This window comes from Micromonospora sp. NPDC005220, from assembly GCF_040607895.1.
In the GTDB taxonomy this organism is placed as follows: Bacteria; Actinomycetota; Actinomycetes; order Mycobacteriales; family Micromonosporaceae; genus Micromonospora.
On sequence record NZ_JBEXHP010000025.1, the window covers coordinates 45,429 to 64,366 of the forward strand.

The 18,938-nt window shown below is 69.1% G+C and carries 12 protein-coding genes and 1 pseudogene; 10 read left to right on the plus strand and 3 right to left on the minus strand.

Going from position 1 to position 18,938, the window contains the following annotated elements; genetic code table 11:
* Nucleotides 1-68: 68 nt before the first annotated feature.
* Complete coding sequence (locus ABZU52_RS13420) at nucleotides 69-3,620, minus strand: ThuA domain-containing protein (RefSeq protein WP_354971326.1); 3,552 nt, start codon at nucleotides 3,618-3,620, stop codon at nucleotides 69-71.
* Nucleotides 3,621-4,145: 525 nt separating this feature from the next.
* Between ABZU52_RS13420 and ABZU52_RS13425 the strand changes: the two genes are divergently transcribed.
* From ABZU52_RS13425 to ABZU52_RS13450, 6 genes are all read left to right on the plus strand, one after another.
* Complete coding sequence (locus ABZU52_RS13425; RefSeq protein WP_354971327.1) at nucleotides 4,146-5,657, plus strand: sugar ABC transporter ATP-binding protein; 1,512 nt, start codon at nucleotides 4,146-4,148, stop codon at nucleotides 5,655-5,657.
* Complete coding sequence (locus ABZU52_RS13430; protein ID WP_354971328.1) at nucleotides 5,654-6,625, plus strand: ABC transporter permease; 972 nt, start codon at nucleotides 5,654-5,656, stop codon at nucleotides 6,623-6,625. Before ABZU52_RS13425 ends, ABZU52_RS13430 begins: the two co-directional genes overlap by 4 nt.
* Nucleotides 6,626-6,627: 2 nt before the next feature.
* Nucleotides 6,628-7,611 carry an ABC transporter permease gene (locus ABZU52_RS13435; RefSeq protein WP_354971329.1) on the plus strand — a complete coding sequence of 328 codons (984 nt, stop codon included), beginning with the start codon at nucleotides 6,628-6,630 and terminating at the stop codon, nucleotides 7,609-7,611.
* 13 nt (nucleotides 7,612-7,624) lie between these two features.
* Nucleotides 7,625-8,806 carry a substrate-binding domain-containing protein gene (locus tag ABZU52_RS13440; protein WP_354971330.1) on the plus strand — a complete coding sequence of 394 codons (1,182 nt, stop codon included), beginning with the start codon at nucleotides 7,625-7,627 and terminating at the stop codon, nucleotides 8,804-8,806.
* Nucleotides 8,807-8,812: 6 nt separating this feature from the next.
* Nucleotides 8,813-9,664 carry a sugar phosphate isomerase/epimerase family protein gene (locus ABZU52_RS13445; RefSeq protein ID WP_354971331.1) on the plus strand — a complete coding sequence of 284 codons (852 nt, stop codon included), beginning with the start codon at nucleotides 8,813-8,815 and terminating at the stop codon, nucleotides 9,662-9,664.
* A gap of 82 nt (nucleotides 9,665-9,746) precedes the next feature.
* A complete protein-coding gene (locus ABZU52_RS13450; protein ID WP_354971332.1) occupies nucleotides 9,747-12,137 on the plus strand; it encodes a ricin-type beta-trefoil lectin domain protein in 2,391 nt (796 codons plus the stop codon).
* Between the two features lie 57 nt (nucleotides 12,138-12,194).
* On the opposite strand, the pseudogene ABZU52_RS13455 reads toward ABZU52_RS13450, so the two are convergent.
* Both ABZU52_RS13455 and ABZU52_RS13460 read right to left on the minus strand, forming a co-directional pair.
* Nucleotides 12,195-13,169: pseudogene (locus tag ABZU52_RS13455) on the minus strand (family 43 glycosylhydrolase); the annotation flags it as partial.
* A 54-nt stretch (nucleotides 13,170-13,223) separates the two neighbouring features.
* Entirely contained in the window at nucleotides 13,224-14,249 is a 1,026-nt protein-coding gene (locus tag ABZU52_RS13460) for a LacI family DNA-binding transcriptional regulator (RefSeq protein ID WP_354971333.1), read from the minus strand.
* A 295-nt stretch (nucleotides 14,250-14,544) separates the two neighbouring features.
* Between ABZU52_RS13460 and ABZU52_RS13465 the strand changes: the two genes are divergently transcribed.
* From ABZU52_RS13465 to ABZU52_RS13480, 4 genes are read left to right on the plus strand one after another with little or no spacing between them, the layout of a single operon-like run.
* The gene (locus ABZU52_RS13465; RefSeq protein WP_354971334.1) at nucleotides 14,545-15,900 is read left to right on the plus strand and encodes an extracellular solute-binding protein; all 1,356 of its coding nucleotides are present in this window, start codon (nucleotides 14,545-14,547) and stop codon (nucleotides 15,898-15,900) included.
* The gene (locus ABZU52_RS13470) at nucleotides 15,897-16,850 is read left to right on the plus strand and encodes a sugar ABC transporter permease (protein ID WP_354971335.1); all 954 of its coding nucleotides are present in this window, start codon (nucleotides 15,897-15,899) and stop codon (nucleotides 16,848-16,850) included. Before ABZU52_RS13465 ends, ABZU52_RS13470 begins: the two co-directional genes overlap by 4 nt.
* The gene (locus ABZU52_RS13475) at nucleotides 16,847-17,671 is read left to right on the plus strand and encodes a carbohydrate ABC transporter permease (RefSeq protein ID WP_124860646.1); all 825 of its coding nucleotides are present in this window, start codon (nucleotides 16,847-16,849) and stop codon (nucleotides 17,669-17,671) included. The genes ABZU52_RS13470 and ABZU52_RS13475 overlap by 4 nt, the downstream gene beginning before the upstream one ends.
* A gap of 2 nt (nucleotides 17,672-17,673) precedes the next feature.
* On the plus strand, nucleotides 17,674-18,828 hold the full coding sequence (locus ABZU52_RS13480) for a serine hydrolase domain-containing protein (RefSeq protein ID WP_354971336.1): 1,155 nt from the start codon (nucleotides 17,674-17,676) through the stop codon (nucleotides 18,826-18,828).
* Nucleotides 18,829-18,938: the final 110 nt, after the last annotated feature.

The window sequence follows — 18,938 nt, forward strand, 5'->3', positions numbered from 1 at the left end:
GGGACCGGCTCCGCTCCTCGGATACCGGTCCCGACCGGGACGTCAGTTGTTACCGCGACAGCCGGGGGTCACACTGCGGTGAACCGCCACTGCTGGTTGGCGGCGCTGTGGCAGGTCCACTGCAACAGCCGGGCGCCGTCGGCGGTGGAAGCGCCGTTGACGTCCACGCAGAGCCCGCTCAGCACACTCTTCACCGTGTACACGCCGGAGGTTCCCGTCGCGGTGGCGGTGAACTTCTGCTGGTTGCCGTTGTTGCAGGTGGCCTGCTGGAGGAAGGCACCCGCCGCGGTCGAGCTACCGACCACCTCGACGCACTTGCCGCTGTGCACCGCCTTGAGGTAAAGCGCGCCGTTACCGGCGTCGACGGCCTGCCACTTCTGGTTGTTGCCGCCGGTGGACGCCCACTGGGTGATCTGGGCGCCGTCGGCGGTGGAGACACCGCTGACGTCCATCAGCTTGTTGCTGTGCTGCGCCGTGACCGTGTAGGTCTTGCCGGCCAGGCCGGTGCCGGTGCCGGTGCCGGGTGTCCCGACGCCGTTGCCGCCGAAGGTGTGCGAGTCCAGATCGAAAGAGTTGTTGCTGTTCTTGAACACCATGTAGAGCGTCTGTGTCCCGCTGGTCGCGGCGACACTCACCGGAGTCGTGGACTGGTAGTTGTCCCAGCCACCCGTGCTGGGCACCGTGGTGGTGGCCAGCAGGGTGCCGGTCGGTGAGTCGGCGCGCAGCTCGATCGAGCCGCCGCCGGACGGCGACGACAGCCGGTAACTGACCGTTGAGATACCCGACAGGTTCATCGGGCTGAACGCGATCCAGTCGTTCGAGGAGATGTCACCGACGCGCTTGGTGCTCTCCGCCGCGGCCTGGTCGACGACCCGGACGCCCGACTGGCTGCTGAAATACTCGGACTGCTTGTGCTTCGGTTGGAGGATCGCCTGCGCGGTCCCGGTGAGCGGGGCAGCCCCGCCCGCGCCACCGCTGTCGGTGTAGCGCGCGTTCAGTACGTAGAACAGGTTGGCGCCGTCGGGGTGCCCACCGAGCAGGTCGGTGGAGATGGTCCCCGAGCAGCCCGGGTACTCGGTGGTCTCGTGCGCGTGGTCGTCGTGACCCAGCGCGGGGTTGAGGAACACCTTCGAGCAGTCGACGGTGCCGCCGTCCGGGTCGGTCACGGTGATCTGGTACGGCACCTTGTCACCGAAGTTGAGCATGCCTCCGTTGGGCGGGGTGGTGATGGTGACCACCGGCGCGCTGTTGCCGACGGTGATCTGGACGTTGGCGAAGCCCGTCTTGCCGGTGTTGTCGGTGACCTTCAACTGGGCCGTGTAGTTGCCGTTGGCGGTGTACACCTTCGACGGGTTGGCCGCCGTGGAGGTGGTGCCGTCGCCGAACGTCCACTGGTAGCTCAGCGTGTTACCCGGATCCGGGTCGGCCGTGCCGGCACTGCTGAACTGGACGGTGAGCGGTGCGCTACCACTCGTCGGCGTGCCGGTGGCCTTGGCGATCGGCGACCGGCCGCCCTGGATGTAGTCGATCCGGTAGAGCCCGGAGTCGCTGTTGCCGCCACCGAAGTTGGTGCCCCACTCCAGCAGGTAGAGCGAGCCGTCCTTGCCGAACTCCATGTCCATCGGCTTGTTGAACCCGCCACCGGGCAGGAACGGGTTGGTGCGGGTCACCGCCGAGGAGGAGTCGAAGTGCACCTCCTTGATGTAGTTACGCGACCACTCGTAGAAGAAGTGCACGCCGTCGTAGTAGGGCGGGAACTTCGTCGCCGACGGGTTCGACGCGTCGTACCGGTAGATCGGCCCGCCCATCGGCGCGGAGCCGCCGGAGCCCAGCTCCGGGAAGGTCGGCGAGGTGCCGTAGCCGTACCACATGTTGGGCATGACGACCGGCTTCAGGTTTACCAGCCCGGTGTTGTTCGGCGAGTTGTTGACCGGCGAGTTGCAGTTGAACTTCGCGCCGACCACGCCGGTGTCGGGGTTGAACGGCGCGTACGGCTGGTTGTCGCCGTGGCAGAACGGCCAGCCGTAGTTGCCGGGCGTCTTGATCACGTTCAGCTCGACCAGGCCCTCGGGACCGCGGTTGGTGGTGGGCGGGTTCCGGTCCGGCCCGTAGTCGGCCAGGTAGACCCAGCCGTTGGCCGGGTCGATGGAGAAGCGGAACGGGTTGCGGAAGCCCATCGCGTAGACCTCGGGCTTGGTCTGCGCGGTGCCCTGAGGGTAGAGGTTGCCAGACGGGATGGTGTAGCCACCGCTGGCCGAGGGCCGGATGCGCAGCAGCTTGCCGCGCAGGTCGTTGGTGTTGCCGGCGCTGCGGGCGGCATCCAGGTTGGACTTGCCCGACCGCCAGTCCAGCGGGGCGTAGCCCTGCCAGTTCGGGTCCAGGTTCGGCGGTGTGTCGTCGCCGGTGCCGATGAAGAGGTTGCCGTCCGGGCCGAACTTGATGTACCCGCCGGTGTGGCCGGGCTCGGGGAACGTGCGGTCCCGGTACGCCGGGATGTCGATGATCGTCACACCGCTCGACGTGTTCAGCGTGTCACCGCTGACCGTGTAGCGGGAGACCCGGTTGACGTCGGTGCTGCTGCTGGCCGGCGAGTGGTAGAGGTAGATGTACCCGTTACTGGCGAAGTTGGGGTCCAGCGCCATGCCGGTGAGGCCGTCCTCGCCGCCGGTGTAGACGCTGAGCGTGCCGGCGGTGACGGTGCTGTTGGTGGAGGGCTTGAAGATCTTCACCTGGCCGCCGCGCTGGACGTAGAAGACGCGGCCGTCGGGCGCCACACCCAACGCCATCGGGTCGACGGTGTTGTCGTCGAGGGTGCGCTTCTCGAAGTTGCCCCAGACGGTGCCGCCGCAGTCCCCGGCCACGTTGCCGGCCGCCCACTTGACACCACCCAGGACGTGGTTCTGGAAGTTCGTCTCGCTGTAGGAGGCGATGGCGTGGCCCATCGCGGTGGCCCACACCCGCCCGCCACCGGTGTTGCGACACCAGGAGATCGGGTGGTCCGGTCCCATCGCCCGGGAACCCGGGTTGTATGTGCGCTCGTCGGCGGTCACCAGCACGTGTACGTTGCCGCGTGGGTTGGCGTCGAAGTTGTACCACTCCTCGCTGCGGTTCCACCGGTCCGGCAGGCCGGCCGTCGACGGGTGCTGCTTGTCGGCGACGATGGCGGTGCCGGGCAGTACGCCGGGGGAGTGCTCCGGCATGTGGGCGCCGCCGTTGATGGTCTGGTCCCACCACGGGTACTCGGCTTCGATGCCCATGTCGGTGGCGTTGTGGATGCCGACGATGCCCTTGCCGCTGGCGAGGTAGCCCTCCACCGCCTGGCGCTGGGCCGCCGAGGTCCAGACCATGCCGGAGGTCTGGAACATGATGATGACGTCGAAGGTGGCCAGGTTGCTGGCGGTGAAGACGCTGGAGTCCTCGGTCTGCACCAGCTCGAAGTTGTTCGCCGCGGCCTGCTGCTGGAACATGCTGATCCCGGCGGGGATCGAGTCGTGCCGGTAGCCGGTGGTCTTGGTGAACAGTAGGGCGCGGAAGGCCGGGGCCGCCGACGCGGGTGGGGCGAGTCCGAGCGCCAGCAACAGGCCGGCGATCACTGAGATGAGCAATGTGTTGCGACGCATGCCGTCTCCTAGGTTGGGCGGGCAACTCCGATTGCCACCACGGGCCCCACGGCGGGCCAGGTTGTGCCTGGACGCGCGAGGGTGCACGGGGTGCGGTGGTCGGTCCTCGTACCGTTCGCCGAAACGGCAGTCAGACCCGCAGGACGTCACACAGCGTGATGATCGCTGTAGGTCTCGTCCGGTGATCCACGAGGTCAGAATGAGCTAGAGATAGATCACTGTCAATCAATGGAGCGACGTCCGACGTCCTGCCCGGGTGACGACGGTCGTGCGCGGCCCCCTCGCTGCGGCGCCGCTGTCGCTCGGGTGAAGGCCCTGCCAATCAACCCCGGTCGAGGATTGCGGACCCGCATCCAAACATCTATCTTCATACGTGTGATGTTTCGGCGATGTCAAGGGAATGTTCGCATCACGCGAACATAAGTCTCCGTCGATAGCTACGAAAGTTCGATGGTCAACACCGCAAGGTCGCCGTAGCGTGTGATCGAAGCTTGTAGATGACTACTATCTGTGAGGGCTTTCGGGATGTCAGACCCACGGCCGGTGCCGTTACTCAACCTTCGGGGCATCGGCAAGTCCTTCCTCGGAGTCCGCGTCCTCGACGGTGTCGACCTCGATGTCGCGCCGGGCGAGGTGCACGCCGTGGTCGGTGAGAACGGCGCCGGGAAGTCGACCCTCATGAAAATCGTCTCCGGCGGGTACGCCCCGGATGGCGGCACGGTCGAGTTCGCCGGCGCGTCGCGTACGTTCCGTGGCCCGCGCGACGCGCAGCGGGCCGGCATCGGCATCATCCACCAGGAGTTCAACCTGCTCCCGGAGCGCACCGTCGCGGAGAACGTCTACCTGGGGCACGAGCCGGTCCGTCGCGGGCTCGTCGATCGTCGGGGAATGATCGACCGCACGGCCCGGCTGCTCGCCTCGATCGGTGAGACCACGTTGCCGGCCGACGCGCGCGTGGGGCAGTTGGGCGTCGCGCAGCAGCAGGTCGTCGAGATCGCCAAGGCGCTCGCTCTGGACGCGCGGCTGCTGATCATGGACGAGCCGACCGCCGCGCTGGCCGACCACGAGGTCGAGCTGCTCTACGGGCTGGTGCGCCGGCTCCAGGAGCGGGGCATCGGGCTGCTGTACGTCTCGCACCGGCTCGCCGAGGTCTTCGACCTGTCCGGGCGGATCACCGTTCTCAAGGACGGTCGCCGGGTCACCACCGTGGACACCGCGGACACCACCGCCGACGAGTTGGTGCGGCACATGGTCGGCCGGGAACTGTCCAGCTACTACCCGGATCGGGCCACCCCGGAGGACCGGGGCCCGGTGCGGCTCAACCTTCGCGACGCGGGAAACCGGAAGCTGCGGGACGTCAACCTCCAGCTGCGCGCCGGCGAGGTGCTCGGCATCGGCGGCCTCCAGGGCTCCGGGCGGTCCGCGCTGGCCCGTGCGATCTTCGGGGTGTCGCCGTTCACCACCGGCGACGTCACGCTCGACGACCGGCCGGTCCGACTGCGTTCACCCCGCACCGCGATGCGGGCCGGCATCGCCTACGTCACCGAGGACCGCAAGGGCGAGGGGATCGTCCCCCGGCAGTCGGTGCTCGACAACGCGCTGCTCGCCAGCCGGGCCGTGTTCGCCGCCCGGTCCGGCCGGGCGGCAAGGACCGTCCGGGTGCGCGAGTTGCTCGCCGCCGTGGAGGTCCGCGCCGCCGGCGACGACCAGGAGATCCGCTTCCTGTCCGGGGGTAACCAGCAGAAGGTCGTGCTGGCCCGCTGGCTCGCGCTCAACCCGCGGATCCTGCTCTTCGACGAGCCGACCCGGGGCATCGACGTGGGCGCGAAGTCCGCCATCCACGACCTCGTCCGCCGTCTCGCCCGTGATGGCGCGGCGGTGCTGATGATCTCGTCCGACCTACCGGAGCTGCTGGGGATGAGTGACCGGATCGTCGTCATGCGGGACGGCCACGTCGCGGGTGAGCTGCCCGCCGGCGCGACCGAGGAGGAGGTCGTCGCGTTGGCGGTCGGGACCACCCGGGAGGCCGCCGCGTGAGCGCGCTGTCGCTGCTGCCGGCCCGGCGTCCGGTACCGGGCGTCTTCGTGGCCCTGACCCTGACCCTCACGATCGGCTGGTTGGTCGTCCTGCTCGACGGCGGTCAGCTCTTCAACCAGTCCACGACCGTGAGTCTGCTGCACGTCGCCGCCGGGCTCGGGCTGGTCGCGGTGGGCCAGACCCTGGTCATCCTGGGGGGTTCGCTCGACCTCTCGGTGGCGTACGTGATCAGCCTCAGCACCCTGGTCGCGGCCGAGACGATGAACGGCAGCGACGGTGCGGTGCTGCCGGCCATCGGCCTGGTGCTCGTCGTCAGCGCCGGCGTCGGGCTGCTCAACGGGCTGCTCGTCACCAGGTTCCGGGTCAACGCGTTCATCGCGACCCTCGGCGTCGGGCTGCTGCTCAAGGGCTACCTCGACAACGGCTACGACGGTCCGGCCGGCGTCACCGCGCCCTCGCTCGTGCAGTCGCTGGGCTACCAGCGCGTCGGGCCGGTGCCGGTGTCGTTCCTGCTGCTGGCAGCGGTCACCGCGGCGGCCTGGTTCGCGCTGACGCGGACCCGCTTCGGCCACCATCTGGTCGCCGTCGGCGGGGATCCGGAGGTGGCCCGGCTCTCCGGTGTCCGTAACGACCGGGTCCTCGTCACCGCCCATGTCCTGTGCTCGATGTGCGCGGGGCTCGCCGGCATCTACCTCGCCAGTCGGCTCGGCTCGGGCGCCCCGCGGGTCGGCACCGAGGGCCTGTACGACCTGGAGTCGATCGCCGCGGTGGTGATCGGCGGAACCGCCCTCGCCGGTGGGCGCGGCGGCGTCGTCGGCACTGTCGGCGGGGTGCTGCTGCTCGCCAGCATCGACGCCATCTTCAACCAGCTTGAGGTCGACGCCTTCTTCAAGCAGGTGATCCGGGGCGTCATCATCATCGCCGCGGTCGCCGTGTACGCCCGCCGGGCCATCCGAAAGGCGGCCTGACCATGCAGACCGTCCAGCCCCGATCCCTGCCGCTGCGGCTGCCCCGGGTACGCCCCGGTGGTGTCCTGCCGATTCTCGCGATTCTCGCGGTGCTGTTGGTGCTCGTCGGTATTCGGCAGCCCGACTTCCTGGCCCCGCCGTCGCTGATGTCCTTCCTGGGCCGGTCGGCGCCGATCATCCTGCTCGCCGCCGGCCAGTACTTCGTGATCGTGGCCGGCGAGTTCGATCTCTCGGTCGGGTCGTTGGTCACCGCGCAGGTGGTGGTCGCCGCCCGGCTGATCGACAGCGACCCGGCGCGTACCTGGCCGGTGGTGCTGCTGCTGCTCGCCTTCGGAGCACTGGTCGGGCTGGTCAACGGCCTGATCACGACACGGCTGCGGGTGCCGTCGTTCATCACCACCCTCGGCATGTTCCTGATCCTGGTGGGCGCGGTCTACCTGTGGTCCGATGGCGCCCCGAAGGGTGGGCTCTCCGAGGAGTTCCGGCGGTTCGGCCGGCGGGCCTTCGAGGACGTGCCGGTGCTGGGCCGGCTGCCGTACGCGCTGGTGGTCCTGGTGGTCCTGGCGGTGGCGGCCGTGCTGCTGATGCGGTCCGACTTCGGTCGGACGCTGGTCGCCGTCGGCGACAACCCGCGCACCGCCGAGTTGAGCGGCGTACGGGTGTGGCGTACCCGCACCTTCGCCTTCATCCTCAGCGGGCTCGCGGCGGCGGTGGCGGCGATCCTCCTGGGCGGGTACAGCGGCGTGTCGTTCCAGGCCGGCGCGGGCCTGGAGTTCGGTGCGATCACCGCGGTCGTCCTCGGTGGTGTGGCGCTCGGCGGGGGTCGCGGCGCGGTCGTCGGGGCGATGCTCGGCGCGCTGACCCTCGAACTGCTGTTCGCCCTCATGAATTTCTACGGCGTCTCCGGCGCCCTCAGGTCGACCGTCCAGGGCGCGATCATCCTGCTCGCCGTGGCGGTCTCGGCAACGCGTTCTTCTTCGAGATAAAGGGGAAACCATAGTGCGACGTTCCATGGCGGCGCTGGCCGCTGTCACAGTGCTGTCCCTCGCCGCCTGTTCCACCGATGAGCCGGCCGCGAGCCCATCGGGAAGTGCATCCGCCGCTGGCTCCGGCACCGGAGACCAGTCGAAGTTCTTCGTGCAGGCCGACTACGACGCCGAGCTCGCGTTGCTCGACGCGGCACCGACGGGCCCGGCCGACAAGCCGTGGGAGCAGGTGCTCAACCCGACGATGGTGGACACCGCCAAGTTCAAGAAGAACGGCCCGCACAAGATCTGCTTCTCGAACGCGGCCCTGAACAACCCGTGGCGGCAGGTCGGGTTCAAGACCATGCAGGCCGAGGTGGAGGCGCAGAAGAGCCGCATCAAGGAGTTCGTGCACGTCGACGCCGAGGGCAAGGACCAAAAGCAGATCGCGGACATCAACGACCTGCTCGGCAAGGGCTGCGACGCGCTCATCGTCTCGCCGAACACCACCGCCACGCTCACCCCGGCCGTCGAGGCGGCCTGCAAGGCCGGGCTGCCGGTCGTCGTCTTCGACCGTGGTGTCAACACGAAGTGCCCGGTGACGTTCATCAACCCCATCGGCGGTTACGGGTTCGGCCACGTCGGGGCCGAGTTCGTCAGCCAGAAGATGAAGCCCGGCGGCAAGGTCCTCGCCCTGCGGATCCTGCCCGGCGTCGACGTCCTGGAGACCCGCTGGTCGGCGGCGAAGGTGGCGTTCGACAAGGCGAAGGTAGACGTCGTCGGCGTCGAGTTCACCGACGGTGATCCGGCCAAGACCAAGAAGATCGTCGACGACTACATCCAGCGGTACGGCACGATCGACGGGGTCTGGATGGACGCCGGAGCGGTGGCCGTCGCAGCGGTCGAGGCGTTCCAGGACGCGGGCAAGCCGGTCCCGCCGATGAACGGTGAGGACCAGCTCGACTTCCTGAAGATCTGGAAGGACAAGAAGCTCACCGCGATCGCGCCGACCTACCCGACCTACCAGTGGCGTACCCCGATCATCGCGGCGCTGCGGATCCTCGACGGCCAGCAGGTGTCCAACCCGTGGAAGCTGCCGCAGCCGACCGTCACCCAGGACAACCTGGACCAGTACCTCGACGCGGGCATGCCGCCGTTGCACTACGCGATGTGCGGCTGCACCGACCTGCCCGGTTACCCGCAGCGCTGGAAGTAGGGTCCGATGTACGCCATCGGCGTCAACCCCTGGGTCTGGGCCTCTCCGGTCGACGACAAGGCGCTGGCCGAGCTGATCCCGCGGATCGCCGCGTTCGGCTTCGACGCTGTCGAACTGCCGATCGAGCAGCCCGGCGACTGGGATCCGGTCCGTACCCGGGACCTGCTGGCGGCGCACGGCCTCGTCGCCGCCGGCGTCTGCGCGGTGACCCCGCCGGGGCGGGAACTGGTCGACGCCGCGCCAGCGGTCGTGGAGTCGACGGTGGCGTACCTCATGGGCTGCGTGGCGAGCGCGGCGGCCGTCGGCGCTGGATGCGTCGGCGGCCCCGCGTACGCCTCGGTCGGCCGCACCTGGCGGATGTCACCGGCGGCTCGCGCGGCCTGCTACGCGGATTTCCGGCGGGCCCTGGCGCCGGTGGCCGAGCGGGCCGGCGAGGTGGGCGTGAGCATCGGTGTCGAGGCGTTGAACCGCTACGAGACGAGCGTCGTCAACACCATCGAGCAGACCGTCGAGCTGATCGACGGTCTCCCGCCGAACGTCGGCATCATGATCGATACCTATCACATGAACATCGAGGAGGCCGACCCCTACGCGGCCCTCGCCCTCGCCGGCCCGCACATCAAGCACGTGCAGGTCAGCGGCACCGACCGGGGCGCTCCCGGTGCTGACCACTTCGACTGGCCCCGCTTCTTCACCGTCCTGCGGGACACCGGCTACCAGGGCGCGATCTGCATCGAGTCGTTCACGGCGGAGAACGAGACCATCGCCACCGCCGCGGCGATCTGGCGTCCGTTGGCCCCCTCGCAGGACCGTCTCGCCACCGACGGCCTGCGCTATCTCCGGGAGATCCTCGGGTAGCCGCCCGTCTGCCCCCACGCCTCGCGCCCGCCCGCCGAGGCGTTCCGCCCCCATGCCCTCCACACGTCAGGAGCCCCGTCCCGTGTCCTCTACCCCTCCGCTGCGCCGGCTGCTGGTCGGCGCGGCCGCCGCAACGCTCACCGCCCTGGTCGCGGTGACCGCCTCGGCGTCCCCAGCCGCCGCGGCCACCACCACCCTCTACGCGTCACCCTCCGGCACCGGCACGACCTGTTCCGCCAGCCAACCGTGTTCGCTGACCGGCGCCCAGACGGCGGTGCGGGCGATCAACAGCGCGATGTCCGGTGACATCGTGGTCGAGTTGGCCAACGGCGCGTACCGGCTCTCGTCGCCGCTGCGGTTCACCGCCGCCGACTCGGGCAACAACGGCTATCAGGTGATCTGGCGGGCGGCTGCCGGCGCGCGTCCGACGATCACCGGCGCCCGGGCGGTCACCGGTTGGTCGCTTGTCGACTCGGGGAAGAACATCTGGCGGGCCAGCGTTCCCGCCGGGCTCGACTCCCGCCAGCTCTACGTCAACGGAGTCGTCGCCACCCGGGCGCGGACCGCCGCGAACCGGGCCGACTTCACCTTCACCACGTCCGGCATGCGGTTCACCAACAGCGCGCTCAACTACCTCAACAACCTCGGCAACCAGAGCCGGGTCGAGGTGGAGAGCGTCGGCTCGTTCACCGACAGGTACTCCCCGGTGCAGAGCATCAGCGGAAACTTCCTGACGATGCAGCAGCCCGCGTGGAACAACAACACCTTCGGGTTCGACACCCTCTCCAGGCCACACCGCGCCGGCCCCTTCTACCTGGCCAACGCGTACGAATTCCTGGACTCGGCGGGGGAGTGGTACCTCAACCCGAGCAACGGCCAGCTCAACTACATCCCGCTCGCCGGGCAGACCATGACCTCGGTCAGCGTGGAGCTGCCGCAGTTGCAGTCCCTGGTCAATGTCGGCGGCAGCTACGACGCCCCGGCGCACCACATCTCGTTCAGCGGCATCACCTTCACCGGCACCAGCTGGCTCGGCCCCAGCAGCAGCAACGGCTTCGCCGACCAGCAGACCGGCGCGCACATCGTCGGCTCCTGGGCCCGGCCGTCCGACGCGCTGACCTCCTGCCAGGAGGGCTGTCCGCTGTTCGAGGCCACCCGGCCGAGCTGGGCCCAGATGCCCGGCGCCGTGCAGGTCTCCGCGGCCAACACCATCTCCTTCAGCGACTCCCAGTTCGTCAACCTCGGGCAGACGGCCATCGGCATCGGCAACGACGCCAACGCCCACGCCAGCGGTGTCGGTCTGGGCGCCAGCAACATCACCGTCACCCGCTCCGAGATCGCCCGGAACTCCGCCGGTGGCATCGTGGTCGGCGGTGTCCGCGCGGATGCCCATCACCCCAGCGACCAGCGGATGGTCAACCGCAACATCACCATCAGCAACAACCGGGTGCACGATCTCGGCCTGGAGTACCGGGGCGTGGTCTCGATCCTGACCACCTACGTGAACACCTCGCTGGTCTCGAACAACGAGGTCTACAACATGCCGTACACCGGTCTGTCGGTCGGCTACGGCTGGGGCGCCAACGACGCCGGCGGTAGCCAGCACTACGCGAACCGGGGCCTGTACAACTACCAGCCGCGCTACACCACGGCCACCACCGCGGCCAACAACCAGGTGATCGGCAACTACGTGCACGACGTCATGCAGCAGATGACCGACGGCGGATGCATCTACACGCTGTCGGCGAACCCCGGCGGGACCATCAACGAGAACTACTGCCTGCGGACCAACGGCTGGTTCGGGCTCTACTTCGACGAGGGCTCCCGCTACTACACCGCCCGGAACAACGTGTTCTCCTCCACCGGCACCTGGGCCACGGCCAACTACTACTACGCCGAGAACATGGGCAACTTCACCGTCACCAACAACTGGTCGACGAACAACAGCACCAATGTGACCAACGGCGACCGCGGCAACGTCGTCAACGGCAACGTCACGGTCAGCAACGGCAGTTGGCCGCCGGGTGCGCAGACGGTGATCAACGCGGCTGGCGTGCAGAGCGGCGGCAGCACCAACCCGCAGAACGTGCAGCTCGTGGGAGTCCAGTCGGGCCGGTGCGCCGAGATCGGCAACTCCAGCACGACCAACGGCACGCAGGCCCAGCTCTGGGACTGCATCAGTGGGGCCGCCAACCAGCGATGGACCCACACGGCCAGCCGGCAGCTCATGGTCTACGGCAGCAAGTGCCTGGACGCCTCCGGCCAGGGCACCAGCAACGGCACCACGGTGGTGATCTGGGACTGCAACGGTCAGGCCAACCAGCAGTGGAACATCAACGCCAACGGCACGATCACCGGCGTGCAGTCAGGGCTCTGCCTGGACGCGAACGCGGCCGGTACGGCGAACGGCACGAAGTTGATCCTCTGGGCGTGCAACGGCGGCACCAACCAGCAGTGGCAGGTGCGCAGCTGAGGTAGCGCCGTCCAGGTCCGGGCCGGGGTGACACGCCACGGCCCGGACCGGTCCGGTCTACCGCCCTACGTTTGCCCTCGCCGTGTCCACTGTCAACCCGGTCGCGGCCTGGTATCGGACGGGGATCGGATCGGTGAGTTCCCCGACGAACGTGTCGTCGACGTGGTCGAGGAAACCGATGAGGGACCAGTCGTCGGCGGGTCCGGGGACCAGCCGGGGCGCGTACAGATGCGGGTGGGTGAACGGCCGCGCGGCGGCGATGTCCCACGGCCCGAGGGTGGTCTCGCCGGTCGCCACCCAGATCCGGTGGTCGTCGCGCCGGGCGCTGCCGGTGGCCTCGGTGGAGAACAGCAGCAGCGGCTGCCCGTCGAGGACCGCTACCTGGGGCACCTCCAGGTGACCGAAGCCGGCCGGCGTCGACAGCGGTGGCCGGACGGTCCAGTTGACGAGGTCGGGAGAGGTGGCGTGGCCGACGACGCCACGGGTGTTCGCCGGCCCGGTGTTGGCACGCGCGGTGATCAGCATGTGCCAACCCTCGCCGTCCGGGTCGGGGAACACCCAGGGGTCACGCCACGCCTGCTCGTACCACAGCTCCCTGTCCAGCAGTTCGTACCAGGTGGGGTCGGCCTGCACGATCGGCTCGGTGCCGTGCCGGTGCCAGGTCATCAGGTCGTCGGAGACGGCGAGTCCGATGCGTTGGACGAGCCCGTCCTCGGCGCGGCCGACCCCGGTGTAGAACAGGTACCACCGTCCGTCCGGCCCGCGGACCGTGCAGCCCGTCCAGGTCGCCAGGTCGTCCCAGCTGGGTGCGTCGGCGGGGACCACGGCGTCGGCGACCAGGCGCCACGAGCGCAGGTCCGCCGAGACGGCGTGGCCGATGGTGGCCCGGCGGTGGCGGCGGTGCGGGTCGTGCAGGGCGCGGGACGCGCGCAGGAAGAACACGTGCCAGAGGCCGTTGTCGTCCCGCGCGTACCAGCTGTCCCACACCCAGTGGTCGGGTAGACGAAGCATGGTCGGAAACCTAGCACTAAACCGTTTTAGCGTCGGCCAAGGCCAACCCGACGGTACGGGCCGGAGGGCCGGTGGTCAGCCGGCCGGAGGCGCGAGGGACCGGCGTCGGCGCAGCGGCATCGCAACGAGCGAGGGCTCGGCGGCGCCCCCGTCCAGGAGCAGCTCGACAGCGCGCCGCCCCATCTGCTCGTGCGGTAGCGCCGTGGTAGCCAGACTGGGACGCAACCAGGCGGCGATCGGGTCGTCGTCGAACGAGATGACCGAGATGTCCTCCGGGACGGACAGCCCCGCCTCGCCGAGCGCCTGGTACGCGCCGAAGGCCAGCCGGTCGTTCATGCAGATGATCGCGCTGGGTCGCTTCGGCTTGTTCAGCAGGCCGCGCATGGCGGCGTAACCGTGCTCGGGCAGCCACTCGGCGCAGAAACACTCGGCCAGCAGGTTGACGTCCGCCTCGTCCAGCGCCTGCCGGATGCCGTGCAGGCGGGCACGGGCGGCGAGCGAGACCTCCGGGTCGTCCTCCTTGAGCCGGTTGCGGCCGATCAGCGCGATCGCGTCACGGTGGCCGAGCTCCAGCAGGGCGGCGGCGACGGAGCGACCGGCGCCCTCGTCGTCGGGGACCACGCTGGGCAGGCCGTCCGAGCTGGTGGCGTTGAGCAGCACCACCGGGCCGCCGAGGATGGCCGGTGGCACCGTCAGCCGTCGGGTCGCCATCGCCGCGTAGATCACCCCGTCGACCTGCCGGTCCAGGACGGCCTCGATGGCGTACTGCTCGAAGGTCGCGTCGCCCTGTGTCTCGGTGATGAGCAGGACGTGGTCCCGTTCGCGTGCCGCGTCGAGGGCGCCGCGGATGAGGTCACCGGCGAACCGGGTGGTGGCCACGATGTCGGAGACGAACGCGATGGTGGCCGTCTTGCGGGTGCGGAGGCTGCGGGCGGCGAGGTTGGGCCGGTAGCCGAGCTCCTCGGCGGCGGCGAACACCCGCTGGTGCGCCTCGGCCGAGAGTCGGGTGCCCTCCCTGCCGTTGAGCACCATCGACGCGGCGGTCTTGGACAGCCCGGCTCTGCGCGCGACGTCGGCGAGTGTTGCTCTGTTGCTGCCCATCAGTCCTCCGAATCAGGCGCGGTGCACAGGCGCCGCTCCTGCCCATCATGATGCGTCGCCGTCCGGGAGCCGGCGCCGGTCACGTCGGCGTGCGGTGAACACGACGTTTCCGCACCGTTGCCAACTTGTCCTTGACAGCTTCCCGTGCCGCGCGCATGCTCTGCTAAATCAGTTTAGCGACCACTTCTGGTGCATCCAGAGGTGCCTTCGATGGTTCATTTTCGCTGACCGTACGGGGTGCTGCGCTCGGGCGACTGGTCACGGCGTACGCGTGTAGATGTCAAGGAGTCATGAAATGGCAGAGTTGCTGACAAAGTTTCCGCGACGGAGAACGGTGCTCCTCGCCTCGCTGCTGGCCGTCGGGATGACCGCGACGGCGTGCAGCGCGCCGGGGAAGGACCGGTCGTCGACCCAGCAGTCCGATGCCGCCGTCAAGACGGAGCTGGGGACCGAGCCGATCACCCTGGAGATGTACGCGGAGACCGGCTTCCCGCTGGCCAAGGCGTTGGCCGAGGAGTTCTCCAAGCAGCACTCGAACGTCAAGTTCAACATCCGCGAGGACCAGTTCACGGTGATCGTGGAGAACGCCCCCCGGGTGATGGCCTCGGACAACTCGCCCGACATCATCCGGCTCCCCACCATGGTCGACCTGGTCAAGGACGACCTGCTCAAGAACCTCGACCCGTACTTCACCGCGTACGGCTGGGACAAGTTCCCCGCCTCGCAGCTCATGCAGCTGCGCGTCGGCGAGAACACCCGGGGCACCGGTTCGCTGTACGGGATGGGGCTCGGCTACAGCGTCACCGGCGTCTTCTACAACAAGAAGCTGGCCACCCAGGTCGGCATGACCCAGCCGCCGGCCACTGTCGCCGAGTTCGAGGAGCTGCTGGCCAAGGCGAAGACCGCCGGGGTCCAGCCGATCATGCAGTTCAACAAGAACACGGCGGGCATCAACTTCCCGCACCAGGCGCTGCAGAACCAGTTCGGCGACCCGACCCAGGTCGCGGACTGGATCTTCCAGAAGCCGGGGGCCACGTTCGACACCCCGGCCGCACTGAAGGCCACCCAGACCATTCAGAAGTGGGCGCAGGCCGGCTACTTCACGAAGGACGCCAACGCCCTGGACTACGCGGGCATGGTGGGGGAATTCCAGAAGGGCAACGGCCTGTTCATGTTCAACGGTGACTGGGAGTCGGCCAACCTCGACAAGTCGATGCCCGGCAACGTCGGCTTCTTCCTCTTCCCCACCGAGTCTCCCGGTGCGAAGCACGTGGCGATGTCCGCCCCCAACACCTTCGGCGTCTCCGCCAAGGCCAAGAACCCGGACGCCGCCGCGTACTTCCTGAACTGGGTCCACACCAACGCCAAGGCACGCGAGATCTCGGTGACGGTCGGCGGTTCCAGCCCCGGCGGCCCGAGTGACCTGCCGGTGCCGAGCGCCGCCCCGAACACCGTGCTGGCCGAGACCCTGAAGGCGTCCCAGCAGCTCGGTGCGGAGAACGGCGCGGTGGACTTCACCGCCAACGCGACCGGCGGGATCTTCGCCGCCGCGATCACGCCGGAGATGCAGAAGTTGATCGCTGGTCAGCAGACGCCCGAGGGGTACGTGAAGGCGGTCCAGGCCGAGTATCAGAAGGAACTGTCCCGATGACGTCTGCCCTCGGCAGCGCACCAACCGGGCGCGACGATCGTCGCGCCCGTCCCACCCCCACGCGGGCCCACCGATCTCGGTGGGCCCGCGCGGCCGGGACCGGCTGGTTGTACGTCCTGCCCGCCCTGGTGATGTACGCGGTGTTCGTCCTGCGTCCGCTCGTCCTGACGTTTCAGTACTCGCTCTACGACTGGAACGGGATCGGGGTGGCCCGCTGGGTGGGTCTGGACAACTACCTCACCGTCTTCACCGACAGCGATCTGCTGAAGATCATTGGCAACGCGATCGTCCTGATCGTCTTCTTCAGCTTCATCCCCGTCGCGCTCGGGCTGCTGGTGGCGAGCATGGTTCGCCGGATCACCACCGGCCCGTTCGGCACCGTCGTCCGGACCATCCTGTTCCTGCCGCAGGTCATCCCCCTGGTGGCGGCGGGCATCGCGTGGAGCTGGCTGCTCTCGTCGAACGGTCTGGTCAACCAGGCGCTGCGCGCGGTCGGGCTGGGTGGCGTCGCCCGCGCCTGGCTCGGTGACTTCGACACGGCGCTGCCCGCCGTCGGCGTCATCGGGGCCTGGGTCCTGCTCGGCCTCTGCACGATCCTGCTGGTCACCGGCATGAGCAAGATCGATCCGGCGCTGTACGAGGCGGCCCGCCTGGACGGTGCCGGTCCGGTCCGCGAGTTCCTCGCCGTGACCCTGCCCAGCCTGCGCCAGGAGATCGGCGTCTGCCTCACCGTGACGATCATCGCGGCGCTGGCGAGCTTCGACATCGTCTACATCTCCACCAGCGGCGGCCCCGGGCTCCAGACCACAGTGCCGGGCCTGGAGATCTACCGGCTGGCCTTCTCGCAACGGCAGGTCGGGCTCGCCTCGGCGCTCGCCGTGGTGCTGATGGTGCTGGTGCTGGCGTGCGTGCTGCCGATCCAGCGGCTGAGCCGAGGGGAGAAGTCGTGAACCTGAGCCGACGCGAACAGCTGACCGGCCGGGTCTTCCTGATCGCCCTGATCGTGGTCACCCTGCTGCCGTTCGTGAGCATGTTGTCGGCGGCGTTGCAGCCGCGCGGCACCGTGCCCAGCGGGCTCGAGTGGCCGTCCGACCCGCAGTGGGGCAACTTCGCCGATGCCTTCACCGCCGCGAACATGGGTGCTCTGCTCCGCTCCAGCCTGCTCATCGTGGCCGGTGTCGTGCCGGTGTCGGTACTCATCGCGACCATGGCCGGCTTCGGGCTCGGTCAACTGCGGGTGCCCGGCGGTCGGCTCGTCTTCGGCCTCTTCCTGCTGGGGCTGACCCTGCCCTTCGAGGCCGTGGTCACGCCGCTCTACTACCAGATGCAGGATCTCGGCCTGCTGAACACGCGCTGGGCCATCATCCTGCCGCTGATCGGCCTGTACATGCCGTTCGCGGTGTTCTGGATGCGTGCGCACTTCACCAACGTGCCGGTCGAGTTGTCCGAGGCGGCCCGGGTGGACGGCAGCAGCACGTGGCAGTTGTTCTGGCGGGTCCAGGTGCCGCTGGCCCGGCCGGCGATCGCCTCGCTGACGATCCTGATGTTCCTCTGGACGTGGAACCAGTTTCTGCTCGCCATCGTCCTCGTGGACGACGCCACCAAACGCACCATGGCCGGGGCGCTCGGCGCGTTCCAGGGCCAGTGGGGCACCGACCTGGTGCTGCTGTGTGCCGGGTCGCTGCTGATCCTCACCCCTACCCTCATCGTGTTCCTGATCTTCCAGCGACAGTTCATCAAGGCCCTCATCCAAGGGTCAGTGAAGGGGTAGCAGTGGTCACACAGCCGCAGATCCACGGCGACGTCGACGAACGCTACGGGCGCGTCGCCGACGTCTTCCGCGACAACTTCACCTCCCGGGGAGAGGTCGGCGCCGCGGTCACCGTCTACGTGCGGGGCCGCAAGGTCGTCGACCTGTACGGCGGGGTGGCCGACACCCGCACCGGGCGGCCCTGGGACGCGCACACGCCGGTCGTCGTCTTCTCCTGCACCAAGGGGATCCTGGCGATCTGCGCCTACCTGCTGGCCCAGCAGGGACGGCTCGACCTCGACGCTCCCGTGACGCGCTACTGGCCGGAGTTCGGACAGCACGGCAAGGCACACATCCCGGTGCGCTGGCTGCTCACGCACCAGGCCGGTCTGCCCGCGCTGGACCGGACCCTGACCCTCGACGAGGTGCTGGCCTGGGACCCGGTGATCAAGGCGATCGAGGCGCAGGCGCCGCTCTGGGAGCCGGGCACCGCGCACGGCTACCACTCGATGACCTACGGCTGGCTGATCGGAGAGGTGATCCACCGCATCACCGGCCAACTACCCGGCGCGTTCTTCGCCGACGCCGTCGCGGGCCCGCTCGACCTGCGCACCTGGCTGGGGCTTCCGGCCGCCGAGAACGAGACCGTGGCCTGGGACCTGGCACCGCCACCGGACCCCGACCCGTTCGTGGACCCGGTCGCCGAACGGGGCATCACCATGGGAGGCGCGTTCGCCTTCCCTGCCGACGCCGACGGCCTGGTGAGCTTCAACGACGACGCGATCCGGGCCGCCGGTGTCCCCGGCGCGGGCGCGGTGAGCACCGCCGACGGCCTGGCGCGCCTCTACGCCGCCTGTGTGTCCGACCTCCAGGGTGGACCGCTGCTCACGGCCGCGTCGGTGGACGACGCGGTGGTGGTTCGCTCGCGTGGTCAGCAGCGGCACGGCCCGCCGGACACCGGGCAGCGCTGGGGCACCGGCTTCCTGCTGCACTCGCCGCCGGCCCGGCCGCTGCTGGGTGAGCGCAGCTTCGGCCACGACGGCGCCGGTGGCAACCTGGCCTTCGCCGACGCCGAGCACCAGGTCGGGTTCGGCTACGTGGTCAACCAGATGCGCGGAATGGGCGACGAGCGCGCCAACCGGCTCACCGCCGCCGTCCAAACCTGCCTGACCAACTGACCCCCGGCCGGCCCCCAACCCCCCGGGGCCGGCCGGCCCTCTCGGTCGATCATGTAGTAGCCGCCGGTGTCGACCGGGGTGGGCACCGAGCCGTCCTGCGGACCATTTTC

Coding starts and splice junctions, on each gene's coding strand:
- ABZU52_RS13420 (WP_354971326.1), bottom strand. CDS start 3,620: ATGCGTCGCAACACATTGCTCATCTCAGTGATCGCCGGCCTGTTGCTG.
- ABZU52_RS13425 (WP_354971327.1), top strand. CDS start 4,146: ATGTCAGACCCACGGCCGGTGCCGTTACTCAACCTTCGGGGCATCGGC.
- ABZU52_RS13435 (WP_354971329.1), top strand. CDS start 6,628: ATGCAGACCGTCCAGCCCCGATCCCTGCCGCTGCGGCTGCCCCGGGTA.
- ABZU52_RS13445 (WP_354971331.1), top strand. CDS start 8,813: ATGTACGCCATCGGCGTCAACCCCTGGGTCTGGGCCTCTCCGGTCGAC.
- ABZU52_RS13460 (WP_354971333.1), bottom strand. CDS start 14,249: ATGGGCAGCAACAGAGCAACACTCGCCGACGTCGCGCGCAGAGCCGGG.
- ABZU52_RS13465 (WP_354971334.1), top strand. CDS start 14,545: ATGGCAGAGTTGCTGACAAAGTTTCCGCGACGGAGAACGGTGCTCCTC.
- ABZU52_RS13470 (WP_354971335.1), top strand. CDS start 15,897: ATGACGTCTGCCCTCGGCAGCGCACCAACCGGGCGCGACGATCGTCGC.